We start from the raw sequence: 19,152 nt of genomic DNA, 5'->3' as shown, positions 1-19,152 counted from the left end.
TCTTGCCTTCCAATCCCTAGGGTGCGGCGGTTGCTTAGAGGTCGCTTTCCTTGATGTAGCCGGAGTCGACGACGGTGGCCTTGTAGTTGGCCTTGTCGACGCTCACCGGCACCAGCAGGTACGACGGGACGACCTTGGCGCCGTTGTCGTAGGTCTTGGTGTCGTTGACCTCGGGCTTCTTGTCGTTGAGCACCGCGTCGACCATGTTCGAGGCCACCTTGGCGAGCTCGCGGGTGTCCTTGTACACGGTCATCGCCTGCTCATCGGCGATGATCGACTTCACCGAGGCGACCTCGGCGTCCTGGCCGGTGACGATCGGCAGCGGCTTGGACTTGGAGCCGTAGTCGTCCGACTTCAGCGCCGACAGGATGCCGATGGAGATGCCGTCGTACGGCGAGAGCACCGCGTCGACCCGCTCGGACTTGTACGCCGAGGTCAGGATGTCGTCCATGCGCTTCTGGGCGGTGCCGCCGTCCCAGCGCAGGGTGGTGACCTGGGTGAGGTTGGTCTGGCCGGACTGGACGACGAGCTGCTTCTTGTCGATGTAGGGCTGGAGGACGTTCATCGCGCCCTGGAAGAAGTAGCGGGTGTTGTTGTCGTCGTTGGAGCCGGCGAACAGCTCGACGTTGAACGGGCCCTTCTTCGAGCCGTCCTTCAGGCCGAGCTTCTCGACGATGTAGGTGGCCTGGAGCTCGCCGACCTTCTCGTTGTCGAAGGAGGCGTAGTAGTCGACGTTCTCGGTGCCGAGGATCAGGCGGTCGTAGGAGATCACCGGGATGTCGGCGTCCTTGGCCTGCTGCAGGACGTTGTTCATCGACTTGTTGTCGATGGCCGCGACGATCAGCGCCTTGACACCCTGCGTGATCAGGTTCTCGATCTGCGAGACCTGCTGGTCGGGGTCGTCCTCGCCGTAGACCAGCCTGGTCTTGTAGCCCATGTCCTTGAGGTGCTTCTCCACGTTGGCGCCGTCGGCGATCCAGCGCTCGGAGGACTTGGTCGGCATCGCGATACCGATGGTGGCGCCTTCGGTGCTCCCCTTGCCCTCTTCGCTGCCGCCTTCGCTGTCCTGGCCGCAGGCGGTCAGGGTGAGGGCGAGGGTGGCGGCGGTGGCTATGGCGGAGAGTGCGGCTCTGCGATTGCGCATGGTCATCTTCCTTGATGTCTCAGCGTGAAAGCGATGTGTGGGATTCTGTTTGGCTACGTCGCCTTGTGTGAAGGGGCAGCGTCGAAACCTTTATGAATATGTTTCGAAACGTCGGAGTTCGCCGGGCAGCCTTGAGCCCAGCGGGGCCATGTCGCCATCGGCTCCGTGCCGGGCGAGCAGGTCCAGGGCCAGTCGGCCACGCCGCACGCGCTCCTTGGCGGTGGCCAGCGTGGCCTCCCGCAGGTGGTGGCCGTACGGGTAGATCCCCGGGGCCTTCGACAGACCGAACTTCAGATAGAGCGGTGCGCCGCGCCGGATCAGCTCGGCGACCTCGTACATCCGGACATAGCCGCCCAGATCGTCGGGGGCCTCGATGTACATGTCCATGGGGGCGGCGGAGACCCGCCGGATCTCGGTGAGATGGTCGAGCGTCAGATCGCTGGGCACATTGATCGAGTCGGCGCCCAGGTTCTCGTAGACCGCGTAGGCGGCCGGGTTCACCGGGCCGATGAGCGCGCTCACCTTGAGCGTGGTGTCGGCCGGGATGATCCCGGCGGCCCGTGCCCGGTGCAGCGTCCACAGCACGCCCTCGTCGGCGACGAGCAGGCACTTGACGCCCAACTCCGTTGCCCGGACGGCGTCTTCGACACAGCCGGCCACGGCGTCATGGCCGCGGGCGCGCAGACCGGCGCCGCGCGAGTCGGTCCGGGTGGAGCCGCCGATGTCCCAGGTCCCGCGCGGACCGGTGAACAGGCAGAGCTCGATGTCCCGTTCACCGGAGGCCTCGACCATCTCGGTGATCTCGGAGTCGGTGAGCATCCATATGCCGCTGCCCTGGCTGATCCGGTGGATCGGCACGTCCAGGCGCGAGGCTTCCTTCAGGACGACGGCCAGCGCTTCGGGACCCTCGCACGAGGGGATCTCGGTGCGCCAGCGGCCGCCGCCCGGGAAGGTGTGGGGCGAGGCGTCGGCGGGGGAGAGGTCGGGCGCGCCCAGGCCGAGGGCGGCGAGCACCTGCTCACCGGGTCGACGGGCTGCGGAAGCGTCGGTCACAAGCTGTCCTTCTGTTCGATATTTCGGACGAAGTTCGCGGCTCTGGGTAAGAAAGGCTTTGGATGTACGCCGGTGCGGAAGCCGTCAGGTAACCCCCGCACCGGCGTACGACTAGGGACGCAGGAGCACCTTGCCCACCTTGGGATCGCCGGACCCCACCAGCTCGATGGCCTGCGCGAACCCGTCCAGCGGCAGCTCGTGCGTGACCAGCGGCAGCGGATCGAGCAGCCCGGCCGCGAACACCCGCACCGTGTGCGCCCAGGCGTCCGGCGGCGCCCCGAAGACGGTGTGCACCTCCAGCTGCCGTACGACCAGATCCGTCGGGTCGAGACCCTCGGCACCCGGCGCCGGGATGCCCGTCAGGACCAGGCGTCCGCCGCGCCTGAGCAGGGAGGCGGCGGTGCGCGCGGCGGACGCGGACCCGGCGGTCTCGATGACGACGTCGAAGTCGTCGGGGAGCTGCTGGTCCTTCGTACGGAAGTCGGTCGCGCCGAAGTCCCGCGACAGCGCCTCCCGGTCCGGCCGCGTGCCCACCACCAGCAGCTCGCCCGGCGATCCGGCCCGCAGGAACTGCACGGCGAACATGCCGAGCGTCCCGGTGCCGACCACCGCGACCCGCTCACCGGGACGGGCGTTCGCCTTGATCGCCGCGGCGGCGATACAGGCGGCGGGCTCCAGCAGCGCGGCCGCCGTCAGATCGCAGTCGTCCGGCAGCACGTGCAGCAGCCGGGCCGGCAGGGTGAGCGTGGCCGCCATCGCACCGGGCTGGGTGAACCCGGTCTCCTCGTACCCGGCGGTGCACAGCGTGGTCTCACCGGCGTGACAGCGGTCGCAGACCTGGCAGTTGCGGAAGCCCTCACCGACGACCTTCCGGCCGACGAGGGACTCGGGCACCCCGGCGCCGACCGACTGCACGGTCCCGGACCACTCGTGGCCGGGGGTGAGCGGGTAACGGACGTACCCCTCGGGCCGGTTGCCCTGATACACCTCGCGGTCGCTGCCGCAGATGCCGACCGCGTGGACGCGCACCAGCGCCTCCCCGGGCCCGGGCTCGCGCGGAGTGTGCTCGGCCAGCCGGTGCTCGCCGGGCGCCTCGATGACGACGGCGGTGCTCACTGGGCGCCCTTCGGCTTGCGCTGCTCCCAGCCCTCGGCCCACAGATCGAACCGGGCTTGCTGCTGCGGGAACTCGGCGGCGGCGTCGGCGTCGAACTCGACTCCCAGGCCGGGGGCGTCGGAGAGATGGAAGCAACCGTCCTCCGGGTTCACCTGAGGAGCCCCCTTCACCACCTTCTTGATGTCCGCGTCCGCGAAGTCGTTGAAGTGCTCGAGGATCTTGAAGTTCGGGGAGGTGAAGCCGACCTGGAGGGAGGCGGCGGTCAGCACGGAGCCGCCGACGTTGTGCGGGGCGACCAGCATGTAGTGGGTCTCGGCGGTGGCGGCGAGCTTGCGCGTCTCCCAGATGCCGCCGATGTGGCCGACGTCGGGCTGGATGATGTCGGCGGCCTGGCTCTCGAACAGCTCCCGGAACTCGATCCGGTCGTGGATCCGCTCACCGGTGGCCACCGGGATGTCGACCTTGGCGGCGACCTTCTCCAGCGCCTTCAGGTTCTCCGGCGGGCAGGGCTCCTCCAGCCAGGCCGGCTTGAAGGGCGCGAGCTCGTGCGCGAGCCGGACGGCGGTGGCGGGGGAGAAGCGGCCGTGCATCTCCAGCATCAGCTCGGCGTCCGGGCCGATGGCGTCCCGCACGGCCTCGATCAGCGAGACCGCGTACAGGGTCTGCTGGTGGTCGAGCTCGAACTGCCCGGTGCCGAAGGGGTCGATCTTCAGCGCCCGGTAGCCGCGCTCCATGACGCCCTGGGCGGCCTTGTGGTAGGCCTCCGGGGTCCGCTCGGTGGTGTACCAGCCGTTGGCGTACGCCTTGACCTTGTCGGTGACCTTGCCGCCCAGAAGCTGCCACACCGGCACCCCGAGCGCCTTGCCCTTGATGTCCCAGCAGGCCATCTCGATGACGGCGATACCGGACATCACGATCTCACCCGCACGGCCGTAGTCGCCGTACTTCATGCGGCGTACGAGGTCTTCCACGGCGAACGGGTCGGAACCGAGAATGTGATTGGCCTCGGCCTCTCGCAGATAGCCGATCAGCGCGTCGGTGTGGCCCAGCATCCGGGTCTCGCCGACTCCCGTGATCCCCTCGTCGGTGTGCACCTGTACGTAGGTCAGGTTGCGCCACGGCGTTCCGACCACGTGTGTGCTGATTCCGGTGATGCGCACGGCAGTTATCCCTTGCTGCGTCGTCGGCTCGTTTTGACGTTGCATCCGAGCATGTTCGAAATTTCGTCACACGTTCGAAATGCTGACGTGACAGTAGGGAGGGGGTGGTGGGAGTGTCAATGGGTCGAACGCATAACGGTTTCGACACCGCTTTCGACACGGCTTTCGGTGCGGCATCGGTGACGGATGGGGCGTATACCTCAACCGGCGCGCCGGAGGGGGTAGTTCCGCACACAACTTTCACAGGGGCCCCTATGAACGTTATCTGTGCGGAACTTAGTCTTCCCGCGTCATGGACTACTGCCACCCGTGCCGACGGCACCTGAATGGCGCCCTCGCCTGCCCGGGCTGCGGCGCGCCGGCCCAAGAACTACGCGCGTACGCGAGCGAGGACGCCCGTACGGCCGCGTACGAGACTTACGACGAAGCCGAGAGCGCGCCGGAGCCGGCAGAGGCGGCCGGGGAGGTCGGGGAGGTCGCCGTACGGCCCGGAGGCCGGGCGGCGGCCCGCCGGGCGGCGCGGGGACGGCGCGGGCGGGGTGACGACGACTACGAGGCCTACGAGGCCGATGCCGTGGCCGAGGACGAGGAGAGCGAGCCCGAGGGCGCCGGTACGAGCCGCCGCGACCGCAAGGCCGCCGCGCACCGGCGCCGCCGTCGCCGGACCCTGCTGATCACCGCGGGCTTCATCCTGGCCGCCGGCGGACTCAGCCTCGCCGAACTCGGCCTGGACGCCCCCGGTTCGTCCCCGGCTCCGGCCGCGGCGGGCGACGCCTCGGTGGACGGCGGCTCGGAAGCGGAGGTCGGCGAAACGGCGGAGCCGATCAGCGACGCGACCGACACGGTGTCGGGTTCGGCATCCCCTGACGCCTCGACGTCCCCCTCCCCGTCGAAGTCCGAGAAGGACAAGGAGTCGAAGAAGCCGGAGGACAAGCCGACGAAGGACGCGCAGTCGTCGGACACGGACGGCGAGGTCTCCCCGACCACGGCTCCAGACCCAACGACGGCCCCGGACCCCACCCCGACACCGACGGCGGACCCGACGACACAGGAACCGGAGCCGGAGCCGACAGAGACGTGCACGCGATTCCTGTGGTGGTGCAGCTGACGGGACGCGCGAACCAGCGGCGCCGGGCAACCCCCTAAGGGGCGCGGGGAACTGCGCGACAAGCCCCCACCGGCCCGCAGGCTACGACTCAAGCATCCGCCGCAATAGATCCCGCAGGGAGAGCCGCTCCTCCTCAGAGAGTCCCGCCAGCGGCTCGCGAGCGAACCGGAGAGACTCCCGCAGGCTACGAGCAACCTGCCGCCCCTCATCCGTAGCCGCCGCAACCTTTACTCGCCGATCCGCAGGATCAGCCCGCCGCTCCACAAGCCCCCGTGACTCAAGCCGGTCAACAATCCCGGTCACATTGGACGGCTCACACTTGAGCCGCTGAGCCAGCTTCCGCATGGGCAACGGCTCCAGCGACAGCAAACTGAGCAGCCGAGCCTGCGCCCCGGTCAGCGCATGCGAATCCGCCGCGAGGTCGAAGTCCTCGTGGTAGCGGGCCACCACGTCCCCGATCAGCTCGACCACTTCCATGGTCAGGACGTCCGGGCGGCGGGTCTTCTGGTCAGTGGCCATGCGTTCCAGCGTACCCCGTTACTTGACATCATGAAATATTCAGGCGCATGGTTGTTTCACTTCCTGAAGCATCTGAAGCACCTGAAGCATCTCCCCCCTCGGAAAGGCGCTCGTCATGATCAACCGCGAATGGCACCTGCTCAGCCGCCCCGTCGGCTGGCCGAAGCCCGAGGACTTCGCCCTGGTGGAGGCGGAGATCGAGCAGCCGGGACCGGACGAGGTGCTGGTCCGGAACAAGTACCTCTCGGTCGACCCGTACATGCGCGGCCGGATGAGCGCCGCCAAGTCCTACGTCGCCCCCTTCGAGCTCGGCAAGGTCATGCAGGGCGGCGCCGTCGGCGAGGTCGTCGCCTCGAACATCGACGGCATCGCCCCCGGCGACCACGTCCTGCACTTCGGTGGCTGGCGCGAGTACGCCACCGTCGGCGCCAACCAGACCGTCAAGGTCGACGCGGACGCCGCGCCGCTGTCCACGTACCTCGGCGTCCTCGGCATGACCGGCCTCACCGCATACGCGGGCCTGCTGCGCACCGCCTCCTTCAAGGAGGGCGACTCGGTCTTCGTCTCCGGCGCCGCGGGTGCCGTGGGCAGCCAGGTCGGCCAGATCGCCAAGCTCAAGGGCGCCTCGCGGGTCATCGGCTCGGCCGGCTCGGACGAGAAGGTCAAGCTGCTGGTCGAGGAGTACGGCTTCGACGCCGCGTTCAACTACAAGAACGGCAAGGTCGGCGACCAGCTGCGGGAGGCCGCCCCGGACGGGATCGACGTCTACTTCGACAACGTCGGCGGTGACCACCTGGAGGCCGCGATCGGGCAGCTCAACCGGGACGGCCGGATCGCCGTCTGCGGCATGATCTCGGTCTACAACAACACCGAGGCCGCCCCGGGCCCGCGCAACCTCGCCCGGCTGATCCAGACCCGCGGCCGTATCGAGGGCTTCCTGGTCGGCGACCACTACGACCTCCAGCAGCAGTTCGTCCAGGAAGTCGGCCCCTGGGTCGCCTCGGGCGCGCTGAAGTACCGCGAGACGGTCGTCGAGGGCATCGAGAACAACCTGGAGGCGTTCCTCGGCGTTCTGCGCGGTGACAACACCGGAAAGATGATCGTCAAGCTCTGACGGCCACCGCCGTCTTCTACCACTTTCCGGTATGCGGTAACTTCTTTCCGAAACCGTCGTCGATCGTGGGCGCGAGTCGCGACGGACCGAGGAGGAGAAGACACCGCATGTCGATCCAGCAGACCGATGTCCTGTACACCGCCGTCGCCACCGCAGAGAACGGTCGCGACGGCCGGGTCGCCACCGACGACGCCAAGCTCGACGTCGTAGTGAACCCGCCGAAGGAAATGGGCGGCAGCGGCGCCGGCACCAACCCGGAGCAGCTGTTCGCCGCCGGCTACAGCGCCTGCTTCCAGGGCGCGCTCGGCGTCGTCGCCCGCCAGGAGAAGGCCGACATCTCGGGCTCGACCGTCACCGCGAAGGTCGGCATCGGCAAGAACGACGAGGGCTTCGGGCTGATCGTGGAGATCTCGGCGAGCATTCCGAACGTCGACGCCGAGACCGCGCAGAGCCTGCTGAAGAAGGCCCACGAGGTGTGCCCGTACTCGAAGGCGACGCGCGGGAACATCAGCGTGACGCTGGTCTGACGCAGTTCGTTGCGTACGACGAAGGCCGCACCCCTGGACGTGGGGTGCGGCCTTCGCCTGTGTCAGACGGCCAGCGCCGCCGTGTGCACCGCCCGCACCAGCCGTACGTTCTCCAGCGCCGCGCCGCCCGGGAACGCGCAGCGGCGCCTCGTGTAGCCGTAGGCCAGGCCGCTGCGGGGGTCCGCGAAGGCCTGGGAGCCGCCCGCACCGCTGTGGCCGAAGGCGCCGGCGCCCAGGAACGGGTACCAGACGTCCGCCGTGGCCTGGAAGCCCAGGCCGAACGCCTTGTGAGCGCGGGCCACCAGGTCGTAGCCCACGGAGTGGATCTGACCCACCTCGGCGACGGTGTCCGGCTTCAGCAGCGGCGGCCGTCCGTCCACCTCGCTGATCGCCGCCGCGTACATCCCGGCGAGCCCGCGCGCGGCGGCCACCCCGCCCGCCGAGGCAGGGCCCTTGGCGCGCACCGTACGGGAGTTGGCGTGGTCCACCAGCTCGCCCGGCTCCGGCACATGCGTGTTGAACGCGATCGAGGAGAGCGTGTGCGGACCGGTCGGCGTCGCGTCCAGCAGAGCCTGCTGCTTCGGTGTCGGCGCCATCGGCTGCACCGAGCGGAAGCGGGGCTCCAGGGCCTCGGGCAGCCCCAGGTAGAAGTCTAGGCCGTACGGGGCCCGGATCCGCTCCTCGTACACCTCCTGGAGCGTGCGGCCCGTGGCCCGGCGGACGACCTCACCGGTCAGCGCCCCGATGACCAGGGCGTGATAGCCGAAGGCGGTACCCGGACGCCAGAACGGCCGCTGGTCCGCGAGCCGTTCGGCGATCGCCCGGTCGTCGGCCAGCTCCTCCGCGGAGAACCCGGCGTCCAGACCCACCAGACCCGCCCGGTGCGCGAGCAGCTCGCGCAGGGTCAGCGCACCCTTGCCCTCGGCGCCGAACTCCGGCCAGTAGTACGTGACTTTACGGTCCAGTTCGAGCGTGCCGTCCTGCACCAGCAGCGCGACCACCAGATGGGCGGCCCCCTTGGTCGAGGAGAACACGCCGTACAGCGACTCCCTGTCGGCGCCGTCCCCGGTCCACAGGTCGACGACCCTGCGGCCATGCACATACGCGCACAACTGCCCCTCGTAGTCGGGCCGTTCCTCGGCCACGAACGAGGCGAACTCCTCGCCCACCAAGTCGAAGCCGTCCGCCACGGTGCCGTGGATCTCCAGCGTCATCCGCTCTCCTCGTTCTCAACTAGCCGCTGTGCGCGTGTGCCATGGTGAACAACGCCCTTCCCACCTGGGCGAATTCCCCCTTGGGATGATCCCGGAAGAGCGGCTCGGTGCCGAACAGCACGGCCTGCGGGCCGCTGACCACCGCCGCCTGCCCCGCCGCGTCCGCCGGCCCGCCCGAGCCGTCCTCGCCCGGCCGCCAGTGCCCGGACAGGAGCGGATTCCCGTTCGCGTACGACTGGTCCACGCGCACCCCGGGGCCGAGATCGGTGAACCACACCGGGGCGTACACGAAGCCGTATTCCGCGGTGCCGTCCGAATCCACCAGCCTCACTACGCCGTTGGCGTCTCCGTTGCCCTCCACCGGCTTCGCCGGCAGCAGCCCGGTCGCCGTGTTGAGCGCGGTGCCCACGGCGCCTCGGCCGACGAGTCCGTGTTCGCTGAGGAAGGCGTCCAGCGCGGCCCGGGCGGGGGCCGTGAGGCCCTCGTGGTCGAGGCCCGCCGATACGAACAGCACGTCCGCCGACGACCAGTCGAACCCCGCGTTGAGCACCGCCGTCGAGACCGGCGTCACATCGAAGTTCATCTCCCGCAGCGCGAACAGCTCCCCTGGCGTCACCGCCGCCGCCACCCGCACCCCGTGCAGCTCGCTACCGCCGCTGAGCCGCGTCGCCTCGAAGACGACGTCGTACGTCCGTGCCGCCACCGCCGCCAGGGCTCGCGCCGACCCCGGCACGATCGCACTGCCGTCCGCGGCCTGCCGTACCGAAACGCCCTTGCCCAGCAGGTAGTTGAGCGCCGCCACCTCGCTCGGGTCGGTCAGCCGCAGCCGCAGGTCGCCGCGTGCGGCGACGTGACCGACGGACGCGGCCGCGTCGACGGTCCGCAGGGGCAGCCCGGCCAGGGAGCCGCCCGGAACCGACTCCACCCGCGCGCCCCAGAGCTTGCCCAGACTCCAGCCCGAGATGTCGTACATCACCGACACCTTGTCGCTGATGTCCCGCCCGTCGGCCAGCAGCACATTCGCCATACCGCGCTTGGGCTGGCGCAGGTCGACGACGTACGAGCCCTTGGCGTAGGTCCGCCCGCCGAGCCGGAAGGTGTGGGTGGCGCGGGTGACGCGGACGTCGTTGGCGATCAGGTGGTCGACGAGGCGGGCTGCCGCGGTCGTCCCACCGGGGATGACGTAGGCGCGGGGGAAGGTGGTCGTGTAGACGTCCTCGGGACCGATGCCCGGGACGCCGGGCACCGTCTCGGCCGAGACCGGGACCTGTGCCGCGCCGACGGTTCCGCGGCGGAAGGTCTCGATCTGGTCGGCGACGAGTGAAGTGCCTTGTTCCTGGGCGAAGTTCAGGGTGGCGCGGAGGGCGGCGCCCGCGACGTCCGTGTTGATCGCCGAGCGGCGGCGCAGTTCGCCGACCGGGAGGGTGTCGTAGGCGGTGTTGTTCACCCGCATCGGGATCTCCACCGTGTGCGCGGCGACCGTGCCGTGGAAGGCCGCGTACTGCGGGGTGAAGATCGGCGGCCAGTCGTCCCAGCCCTCCTCCTGATCGCGGAAGGGGATCTGCGCGGGCTGCACACCGTCCTTCTGCTCGGTGTAGCCGAGGCCGTTGACGGCCGCCTCCATGCCGAGGGCGTTGGCGTAGGTGTTCTTCAGGAAGAGGTCGTACTCGTAGTTCTCGCCGTGCGGGGGAGTGGTGGGCTCGATGAGGGTGCCATTGACGTACCCGTGCAGATCCAGCATGACGGCCGGCTGCTTGTCGAGCATGATCTGCCGCATCGCCCGCGCCTCGGGCTGGGAGGCGGTCACGAAGTCCCGGTTGAGGTCGAAGCCGTTGGCGTTGGCGCGGGTGCCGGCGATCCGGCCGTCCGGGTTGGCGGTGATGTTGAAGTAGAGGCGGTTGCGGGCCAACAAGCCCTTCGTCCGTGTGTCGTTCGCCGTCGCGAGCTGCTCGATCAGCTTCAGGGAGGCGTCGGTGCCCTCCCACTCGTTGCCGTGAATGTTGTTGTTGAAGAAGACGGGAGTCTTGTAACTCCCCTTGATCTCAGGGGATTTGGCGGCCACCGCGGGCGCCTTCTCGATGAGCTCCCGCATGCGCGCCTGGGCCCGGGCCTGGCGCTCGGTCTCCGGGGCCGTGACGGTGACGAGATAGAGCCGGTGACCGCCTGCCGAACGGCCCGCGATCTCCACGCTCACCCGGTCGCCGAGCCGTTGCAGGGCGTTCAGCTTCGGGGCGATGGCGTGGTACGGGGTGAGGCCCAGCTTCAGGGACTTGTCGGCGGGGTTCTCGGGGTCGGGGGAGAGGACCTGCTCGCGCGGGTAGCCGCGGCCTCCATCGGCGAGCGGGGTGTCCTCGGCGAGGGCACGCAGGGCGGCGCTCTCGGGGGCGCGGGCGGCCCGGTCGTCGGGGGCGGCGCGCTCCCTGGTCGGTGTGGGTCGATCGGCGACGGCGCTGTGCGAGGTGAGGAACAGGGATCCGACGGTCACAAGGGCGAGCACGGGGACGGTTCTTGTGGTGCGCACGCGTACCTCCTCGGAGCTTCCTGAGATCGGTACGGCGAGGTGTACCTGTTCGACTCAACTACAACCAGAGGGAGTTGGTGTCACCGATGCCCCGGATGGCGTATCCCGGCGCCGCCGAAAGGGCATCCTGAGGGCGACGGTGCCCGAGCCGAGGAGAGCACATGGCGACGATCCCTACGCTGCCCAGCAGGGACGACGTACTGCGCATGGCACGCAACACCACCGACATCACCGGCCAGCTCCTGGACACGGCCGGGAACATCACCAGGATCGCCCTCAACACCTTCGACCCCAGGGACGGTTCGGGGCAGGAGATGCTGCGCGTCCTGCGTCAGACCACCGCCGAACTCGCCGAGGCGAGCGCCTCTCCGCAGGCCCAGGAGGCCTTCTACCGCATCGTCGACACCCTCACCCGCCTCGGCACGACCGGCGCCCCGCTCGCCGTGCACCCGGTCAGCGAACCCGCCCAGGCCCTGCTCACCGCCCTCGGCGACAGCCTGCTGCCGGTGCTGGACGCGGTGGAACCGGCGGTCGAGGAGTTCGCGACGGCGCTCGGCGAGATGGTCGAGGCGATGTCGCCCCTGCTCCCGGCGGGCGCGGGCCTCCTCGCGGGCGTCCTCCTGGCCCTCACCCCGGTGCTGCGCTCGGCGGCCGAGGTCCTGCGCGACGGCACCCCCGAACTCCGCCGCATCGCCGACGCGTTGACCGCCGCCGTCGCCCCGCTGATCCCCCTCCAGGTGGCCCTGGCCGAGCGCGCGGCGACCGCCGGCGCGAACGTCGTACGCGCCACCCTGCCCCCACTGGCCGACCTGACGGAGGCGGCAGCGGCGACGACGAAGGCGGCCCGGCCGGTGCTCATCGCGGGCGAGGAGCTGCTGGTGGCGAGCCTGGAACAGCTCCAGCCGCTGCTGCTGTCCGGCGCATCCCGCGCGGGGCGGGTGGCGCGGGCCGCGGCGGTACGGGTGTCGGCGGCGGTGTCGCCGTCGGTGGAGCCGGGGGTGGTGGTGTCGGTGGGGGTGGCGTGAATCGGCGTTGCCGTCCACGCCCGTGAACCCTGTCACCGCCGACCGATAGAGTTCGGCCATGCGCGATCTTGGGGTGGGTTTCCGCTATCTCCTGAAGGGCCAGCGGTGGGTGGCCCGGCACGGCAAGCAGTACGGCTTCGGGCTGATTCCCGGCCTGATCACTCTCGTCCTCTACGCGGCGGCGCTGGTCGCGCTGGCCCTGTGGGGCGAGGACTTCGTGGCCTGGGCCACGCCGTTCGCCGACGACTGGTCGAGCCCGTGGCTCGGTCTCTTCCGCGGCTTCCTGACCGCCGTACTCTTCGCCCTGGCCCTGCTCCTGTCCGTCCTCACCTTCACCGCGGTCACCCTCCTGATCGGCCAGCCCTTCTACGAGAACCTCTCCGAGAAGGTCGACCGCGACGTCTCCCCGGACGGCACCGCCCCCGAGTCGGGCCTGCCACTGATCCGTGAGCTGTGGATCTCGGCGCGGGACAGTCTGCGGATCGTCGTGCGGGCCGGAGTCTGGGCCGTCCTGCTCTTCGGCCTCGGCTTCATCCCGGTCGTCGGCCAGACGGCCGTACCGGTGATCGGCTTCCTCGTCACCGGCTTCTTCCTCACCGAGGAGCTCGCCGCGGTGGCGATGCAGCGCCGCCGCGTCGAACTCCGTGACCGGCTGGCGCTGCTCCGCTCCCGCAAGACCCTGGTGTGGGGCTTCGGCACCCCCCTTGCCGTGGCCTTCCTGGTCCCGTTCGTCGCGGTGTTCCTGATGCCCGGCGCGGTGGCCGGTGCCACCCTCATGGCCCGCGAACTCCTCGGCGAGGAAACCGTCGAGGACGACGACGAACAGCTCAGCCCGCAGCAGCCGTCAGGATCGCCCGTACCTGGGCGATGATGTCCAGCCGGTTGCGCACGAACTCGGGGTCGGTGACCTCGGAGGTGTTCCCGGCCCCGAACTGCAGCACCGGCGTGTGCACATGCCCGGCCGGAAGTGTGTCGTGCAGCGCCAGCCGGTCCCGCAACAGCGTCGCCCGGTAGGCGATCTCGTTGGAGAGGTAGTTCCCGCCGCCCCCGGCCCGCGCGATCGACCCCGCCGTGGGCCCGTCCGGCCGCACGACGGGCTCGGTTCCGCCCGCCGGGATCTCGGTGACGCTGGTGTTGTCGTACACGGGGAACCGCCCGGTCGCCGCGGCCACGATCTCCTCGTACGGCAGGGTCGTCGTCGTCCACTGCGGCTGCGAGGCCGGATCACTGACCGGGACGGTCTCGGTGCGGCCGATGTTGTCGTTGTCCGGGAAACCGCCCCGCCAGGCCCCGTTGGTCCGCTCGATGTCGAACCGCCCGACCCGCCCCTGACTCACGGTGGTGAGCAGATCGACGCCCTTGAGATACGGCCGCAGCGTCCGCTCCACCGTGCCCTCCGCGAAGTCCCGCCAGCGCACCGGGAACACGACCGTCTCGATCCGCGCCGGCCCTTCCGCGGTCTCGATCACCGTGCCGTCGAGCGCGAGCGCGGTCGCCCCCGACGGATTGGAGATCCGGATGTCCCGGTCCAGCGTGAACGGATCGAACCCGGTGACCAGGATCCGCTTCAGCCCCTGGCCGTGCGGATAGCGGATCGCGGTCTGCCCGCGCGAGGTCCGCTCCAACTGGCCGATCAGGGCGGACCTTTGGTCAGCAGAAAGCCCGAACTCCGGCTCCCAGGCCCGCACCTCCCGCGTCATCCCCAACCGCGCCCAGTACAACGGCCGGTCGTCGTCCCGGCTCAGATCCCCACCGTCCGGCCCCCTCCCCTGCGCCCGCTCTACGGCCCGCCGCCACAGCGCGGAACCTTCGCGTACGACGACTGCGCGGGCCTGCGCATAGGACCGCGCCTTGCCCAGCTCACGCGCGAACTCCGGGGCCACGGCGTCGAATCCGGACCGCCGGAGGATCTCCTGCGGCACCGCCTGGTCGAGCCGCTGCTCCTCGACGGTGGGCGACTGAGCGGCGGTCGCGCTCGCGGGGGCGGTCAGTGCGGCGGCCAGCGCCAGTCCCAGGGCGCAGATCCCAATACGTATGAGATTCAAGGGGTTTCCGGTCCTTCCGTTGCGGTGGAGGAGCGTGGTGATAGCCCGCTTCCCCGCATTACGGCGCCGCGAACCCCTCCGCCGCCTCCCGCAGCGCCGCCAGGAACGCCTCCCCGGCCGGAGTGAGCGAGCGTCCCCGTGCCGTCGCCGCGTACACCGCCCGTGCGGGCGCGTCCTCGTCGAGCACCGGAAGGAGGGCGATGTCCGGGCGTACGGAGGCGGCCGCCAGCGCCGGGATGAGGGTCACGCCGAGGCCTGCGGCGACGTACCCCTGTTTGGCGATCCACTCGCCGACGACATGCGCCACGCGCGGCCGGAAGCCCTGGCGCAGGGCCGCGTCCAGCAGGGTGCCCTCGGGGCGTGGGCTGCCGGAGATCCAGTCGGCGTCGGCGAGTTGAGCGAGGTGCACCGGGCCATGCCCGGCCAGCTCATGACCGGCGGGGACCGCCACGTACAGCGACTCGTCGAGGAGGTGGTGGAGTTCGTACGCCCCCAGCGGGGCGCCGCCCGTCGTCGAGACCACCGCCAGATCGAGGTGGCCCGCGGCCAGGCGGTCCAGCAGGACCGGGGTGAAGCCCTCCTCGCGGGAGGTACGTACGCGCGGATGGCGGGCCCGGAACGCGGCCAACGCCTGCGGCACCAGGGCCGCGTCGGCCGTGGCGAAGGCACCGAACCGCAGCCGTCCGCCGGCGGCCTCGCGCAGGGCGGCCAGTTCACGCCCGGCACCGTGCAGCGCCTCGGCCACGGCTTCGGCATACGGAACGAGGATCCGCCCGGCCTCGGTCAGCCGTACGCCCCTGGGCAGCCGGTCGAACAGCGGGGCACCGCCGAGCGCCCCCTCCAGCGAGGAGATCTGCCGGGACACCGCGGACTGGGTCCAGCCGAGGGTGCGGGCGGCCCCGGTGAAGGAGCCGTGCCGGGCGACCTCCAGGAAGACCCGGAGCCAGACGGTCGGGAGGTCGGAGTCGGGCTCGTGATGCTGACTCGGCATGGCTGCCATGCTAGACATTCGCTTGTCGCATCGATCCAAGGCCTCTAGCGTCAACGGCATGAAGGTCACCCTCGACAACCCCGCCACCGCCCCCCAGCCCTACAGCCCCGCCTACTCGCAGGTCGCCCGGGTCGAACACGCCGACGGCAGCGCGCTGTTGTACATCTCCGGTCAGATCGCCGAGGGCGAGACGCTGGAGGAGCAGAGCCGGGGCGTCTTCGCGATCCTGGAGGCCCTGCTCGCCGCGCACGGGGCGACCCTGGCCGACATCATCAACATCCGGACCTACCTGACCGACATCTCCGAGCTCGCCGAATACGCCGCCGTACGCCGGGAGTTGATCACCGGGACCCCGCCGACCAGCATGACCTTCGAGGTGCCGAAGCTGTTCCGGCCCGAAGCCATGATCGAGATCGAGGTGGTGGCCGCGGTCAGTCCTCGCCCAGCAGACTGAGGAAGTCCCGGAACGCGCCCGGCATGTCCACCGACTCGGGGTCCAGCAGCCACTGGTACTGCAGGCCGTCCATGACGGCGACCAGCAGGGGCGCGGTCCGTTCCGGGGTCAGGCCGTTCGGGAGGCGGTCGCCGTACTCGGCGCGCAGCACCTCCGCCATGCTCGTCCGCACGCGCGTGTACCGCTCGGTGAAGTACTCGCGCGCCGGATGCCCCTCCGTGACGCTCTCGCCGAGCAGCGCCGAGAAGGTCTGGATGATGCCGGGCCGCATCGCGTTGTACTCCACGAGCGAGGCGAGCAGATCGACCCGCCACCGGGTGTCCGGCACCGCGTCCCACTGGTCGCGCTCCTCGAGCACCGCGACCAGCAGCGCGTCCTTCGTCGGGAAGTAGTGCAGCAGCCCCTGCTGGGTGAGCCCGACCCGCTCCGCGACCGAGGCGAGGCTGGCGCCTCGGTAACCTCGCTCGGCGATCACTTCCAGCGCCGCCCGCACGATCTCGGCGCGGCGCTCCTCGCTCCTGACCCTCGCGTTCATGGCGTCACCGTACGGCATCGACGTACCCCTAATATTACAGCAAGATAACGAAACCTACCGGTCTACAGGTAACCGATGCAGGATGGAGGCACAGCACGGACTCACCGAGGAGGCACCGACATGGCGGCAACCCGCACCCAGGCCGATGAAGCACGCGAGGCGGTCGTCGAGGCCGCCCTCGCCCGGCTCGACCTCGACGCGAAGGCACGGCTGCTCTCCGGCCAGGACATGTGGACCCTGCCCGCCCTGCCAGAGATCGGCCTGGCATCCCTCGTCATGTCCGACGGCCCGATCGGCGTCCGGGGCGTGCGCTGGACCGCCGACGACACCTCCGTCGCCCTGCCCTCCCCGACCGCCCTCGCCGCCACCTGGGACCCGGAGCTCGCCCGCCGGGCCGGCGTGCTGCTCGCCCAGGAGGCCCGCCGCAAGGGCGTCCATGTGCTCCTTGCGCCCACCGTCAATCTGCACCGCTCCCCGCTCGGCGGGCGGCACTTCGAGGCGTACAGCGAGGACCCGTACCTTACCGGGCTGATCGGCGCGGGCTATGTGACCGGCGTCCAGTCCGGCGGCATCGGCACCACCGTCAAGCACTTCGTCGCCAACGACGCCGAGACCGACCGCTTCACGGTGAACAACATCGCCAGCGAACGCGCCCTGCGCGAGCTGTACTTGGCCCCCTTCGAGACCATCGTCGAGAACGCCCACCCGTGGGGCATCATGACCGCCTACAACACGGTCAACGGCACCACGATGACCGAGCACCGCTACCTCGTGAACGAGATCCTGCGCGGCGAGTGGGGCTTCGACGGCTACAACGTCTCCGACTGGATGGCCGCCCGCTCCACCGTCGGCGCGCTCGAGGGCGGCCTCGACGTCGCCATGCCGGGCCCGGACACGGTGTACGGCGAGGCCCTCGCGGCGGCCGTACGCGACGGCAAGGTCGAGGAGTCCGTGGTCGACACCGCCGTACGCAATGTGCTGCGGCTGGCCGCCCGGGTCGGTGCCCTGGAAGGTGCCGAACCGGCGGTGACCGAGCCGCCCGCACAGGTCGACGGGGAAGCCCTGGCCCGCGAGATCGCCCGCCGCTCCTTCGTCCTCGTACGGAATCAGGGCGCTCTGCCCCTCCGGGGCACCGTCGCGCTCATCGGTGCCGCCGCCCGCGACGCCCGGGTCCTCGGCGGCGGCTCCGCGACCGTCTTCCCCGCCCGGATCGTCTCCCCGCTCGAGGGCCTCACCGCCGCCCTTCCCGAGGGCAGTCTGACCTACGCTGTCGGCGCCGACCCCAACACCGAACTCGCCGTCGCCGACAAGGGATTCACGCTGCGGGCCGTCTGCCGCGACGCCGAGGGGCGGGTCATCGGCACCGCCTCCGCGCCCAACGGCCAGATCCAGTGGATGGGTTCGGACCTCCCCGACGGCGTCACCCACGAGACCCTGCACACCGTCGAGTTGACCGGCACCTACACCCCGCGCGAGACCGGCCCGCACACCTTCGGCATCAAGGGCCTGGGCGCCTTCACCCTCACCGTCGCCGGCACCACGTACTACGACGATGTCCAGGGCACGGACAGCGACGACCCGTTCATCAGCTTCTTCGGCGCCCCCGAGCCCCGCGCCCAGGTCGAGCTGACCGCCGGGGAGCCGGTCGAGGTCTCCCTCACCCACGTGGTGAGCATCCCGGAGGGCGCCCCGATCAAGGCCGTCGGCTTCACGCTCGCCCACCAGGAGCCGACGCGCGACCCCGACGAGCTGATCGCCGAGGCCGTCGAGGCCGCCCGCGCCGCCGACACGGCCGTGGTCGTGGTGGCGACCACCGACCGCGTGGAGTCGGAGGGCTTCGACCGCACCGACCTGAACCTGCCCGGCCACCAGGACGACCTGGTGCGCGCCGTAGCCGCCGCCAACCCCAACACCGTCGTGGTCGTCAACTCCGGCTCCCCGGTGGAGCTGCCGTGGCGCGAGGACGTCGCCGCCGTCCTGCTCAGCTGGTTCCCCGGCCAGGAGGGCGGCGCGGCGTTGGCGGACGTACTCACGGGCGCGGAGGAGCCCGGCGGCCGACTGCCCACCACCTGGGGCTCCCTGGCCGACGCCCCCGTCACCCAGGTCGTCCCCACCGACGGCGAACTCCCGTACACCGAGGGCGTCTTCATCGGCTACCGCGCCTGGGAGAAGGAGGGCCGCACCCCGTCGTACCCCTTCGGACACGGCCTCGGCTACACCGAGTGGACCTACCAGTCGCTCGAACTCGACGGTACGACCGCGAGGATCCGCGTCCAGAACACCGGCGACCGGCCCGGGCGCGAGGTCGTGCAGGTCTATCTGGCCCCGGCCGAGCCCGACGCCGAGCGCCCGGCGCGGGTGCTGGCCGGATTCGCGCAGGTGGCGGCGGCACCGGGGGAGACGGTCGAGGCCGTCGTGGAGATCCCGCGCCGCGCTTTCGAGATCTGGGACGAGAAGACCAACTCATGGTCATTTGTGAAGGGTTCGTACGAGATCCAGGTGAGCCGCTCGATCGTCGACCGCAGGCTCACCGGGACGATTAACGTCTGACCCGGGACACGTTCCCCATGAACAGCCCCGGTCCGGGACCTGACGCCCGGACCGGGGCTTCATCTCATCCGGTGGA

At 70.3% G+C, this 19,152-nt stretch carries 17 protein-coding genes; 7 read left to right on the top strand and 10 right to left on the bottom strand.

Annotation, left to right across the window (positions count from 1 at the left end):
* Positions 1-34: 34 nt before the first annotated feature.
* The 4 genes from chvE to OHT76_RS13790 form a co-directional block, all read right to left on the bottom strand.
* Positions 35-1,144, bottom strand: coding sequence for a multiple monosaccharide ABC transporter substrate-binding protein (chvE, locus tag OHT76_RS13805; protein ID WP_328871108.1), 1,110 nt, complete (start codon positions 1,142-1,144; stop codon positions 35-37).
* Positions 1,145-1,234: 90 nt separating this feature from the next.
* Positions 1,235-2,197 carry a hypothetical protein gene (locus tag OHT76_RS13800; RefSeq protein WP_328871107.1) on the bottom strand — a complete coding sequence of 321 codons (963 nt, stop codon included), beginning with the start codon at positions 2,195-2,197 and terminating at the stop codon, positions 1,235-1,237.
* 111 nt (positions 2,198-2,308) lie between these two features.
* Entirely contained in the window at positions 2,309-3,313 is a 1,005-nt protein-coding gene (locus OHT76_RS13795) for a zinc-dependent alcohol dehydrogenase (protein WP_328871106.1), read from the bottom strand.
* The gene (locus tag OHT76_RS13790; RefSeq protein ID WP_328871105.1) at positions 3,310-4,473 is read right to left on the bottom strand and encodes a mandelate racemase/muconate lactonizing enzyme family protein; all 1,164 of its coding nucleotides are present in this window, start codon (positions 4,471-4,473) and stop codon (positions 3,310-3,312) included. The genes OHT76_RS13795 and OHT76_RS13790 overlap by 4 nt, the downstream gene beginning before the upstream one ends.
* A gap of 292 nt (positions 4,474-4,765) precedes the next feature.
* Here OHT76_RS13790 and OHT76_RS13785 point away from each other — a divergent pair, with 292 nt between their 5' ends.
* Complete coding sequence (locus OHT76_RS13785) at positions 4,766-5,581, top strand: SCO2400 family protein (protein ID WP_328871104.1); 816 nt, start codon at positions 4,766-4,768, stop codon at positions 5,579-5,581.
* 81 nt (positions 5,582-5,662) lie between these two features.
* Here OHT76_RS13785 and OHT76_RS13780 read toward each other — a convergent pair whose 3' ends face one another.
* A complete protein-coding gene (locus OHT76_RS13780) occupies positions 5,663-6,100 on the bottom strand; it encodes a MarR family winged helix-turn-helix transcriptional regulator (RefSeq protein WP_328871103.1) in 438 nt (145 codons plus the stop codon).
* Positions 6,101-6,215: 115 nt separating this feature from the next.
* Here OHT76_RS13780 and OHT76_RS13775 point away from each other — a divergent pair, with 115 nt between their 5' ends.
* Both OHT76_RS13775 and OHT76_RS13770 read left to right on the top strand, forming a co-directional pair.
* On the top strand, positions 6,216-7,214 hold the full coding sequence (locus OHT76_RS13775) for an NADP-dependent oxidoreductase (protein ID WP_328871102.1): 999 nt from the start codon (positions 6,216-6,218) through the stop codon (positions 7,212-7,214).
* Between the two features lie 107 nt (positions 7,215-7,321).
* Positions 7,322-7,741, top strand: a complete 420-nt coding sequence (locus tag OHT76_RS13770) for an organic hydroperoxide resistance protein (protein ID WP_328871101.1) — start codon at positions 7,322-7,324, stop codon at positions 7,739-7,741.
* Between the two features lie 62 nt (positions 7,742-7,803).
* Here the strand turns inward: OHT76_RS13770 and OHT76_RS13765 are convergent, their stop codons facing one another.
* Together OHT76_RS13765 and OHT76_RS13760 are read right to left on the bottom strand one after the other, a co-directional pair.
* The gene (locus OHT76_RS13765; protein WP_328871100.1) at positions 7,804-8,955 is read right to left on the bottom strand and encodes a serine hydrolase domain-containing protein; all 1,152 of its coding nucleotides are present in this window, start codon (positions 8,953-8,955) and stop codon (positions 7,804-7,806) included.
* A 19-nt stretch (positions 8,956-8,974) separates the two neighbouring features.
* A complete protein-coding gene (locus tag OHT76_RS13760) occupies positions 8,975-11,476 on the bottom strand; it encodes a M14 family zinc carboxypeptidase (RefSeq protein WP_328871099.1) in 2,502 nt (833 codons plus the stop codon).
* A 161-nt stretch (positions 11,477-11,637) separates the two neighbouring features.
* On the opposite strand from OHT76_RS13760, the gene OHT76_RS13755 reads away from it, so the two are divergent.
* Together OHT76_RS13755 and OHT76_RS13750 are read left to right on the top strand one after the other, a co-directional pair.
* Positions 11,638-12,501: a hypothetical protein gene (locus OHT76_RS13755; RefSeq protein ID WP_328871098.1), complete on the top strand. Its 864-nt coding sequence runs from the start codon at positions 11,638-11,640 to the stop codon at positions 12,499-12,501.
* 58 nt (positions 12,502-12,559) lie between these two features.
* A complete protein-coding gene (locus OHT76_RS13750; protein WP_328871097.1) occupies positions 12,560-13,372 on the top strand; it encodes an EI24 domain-containing protein in 813 nt (270 codons plus the stop codon).
* On the opposite strand, the gene OHT76_RS13745 is transcribed toward OHT76_RS13750, so the two are convergent.
* Positions 13,329-14,546 carry a pyroglutamyl peptidase gene (locus OHT76_RS13745; RefSeq protein ID WP_328871096.1) on the bottom strand — a complete coding sequence of 406 codons (1,218 nt, stop codon included), beginning with the start codon at positions 14,544-14,546 and terminating at the stop codon, positions 13,329-13,331. The genes OHT76_RS13750 and OHT76_RS13745 overlap by 44 nt on opposite strands.
* A gap of 58 nt (positions 14,547-14,604) precedes the next feature.
* Complete coding sequence (locus OHT76_RS13740; protein ID WP_328871095.1) at positions 14,605-15,546, bottom strand: LysR family transcriptional regulator; 942 nt, start codon at positions 15,544-15,546, stop codon at positions 14,605-14,607.
* Positions 15,547-15,595: 49 nt separating this feature from the next.
* Here OHT76_RS13740 and OHT76_RS13735 point away from each other — a divergent pair, with 49 nt between their 5' ends.
* Entirely contained in the window at positions 15,596-15,991 is a 396-nt protein-coding gene (locus tag OHT76_RS13735; RefSeq protein ID WP_328871094.1) for a RidA family protein, read from the top strand.
* Here the strand turns inward: OHT76_RS13735 and OHT76_RS13730 are convergent.
* Complete coding sequence (locus OHT76_RS13730; RefSeq protein ID WP_328871093.1) at positions 15,969-16,544, bottom strand: TetR/AcrR family transcriptional regulator; 576 nt, start codon at positions 16,542-16,544, stop codon at positions 15,969-15,971. The genes OHT76_RS13735 and OHT76_RS13730 overlap by 23 nt on opposite strands.
* Before the next feature lie 102 nt (positions 16,545-16,646).
* On the opposite strand from OHT76_RS13730, the gene OHT76_RS13725 reads away from it, so the two are divergent.
* Entirely contained in the window at positions 16,647-19,076 is a 2,430-nt protein-coding gene (locus OHT76_RS13725) for a beta-glucosidase family protein (RefSeq protein ID WP_328871092.1), read from the top strand.
* Positions 19,077-19,152: the final 76 nt, after the last annotated feature.

Source organism: Streptomyces sp. NBC_00287 (genome assembly GCF_036173105.1).
Classification (GTDB): domain Bacteria; phylum Actinomycetota; class Actinomycetes; order Streptomycetales; family Streptomycetaceae; genus Streptomyces.
Note: the sequence above shows the minus strand (reverse complement) of the source record. Positions and strands in the feature narration are given on the sequence as shown.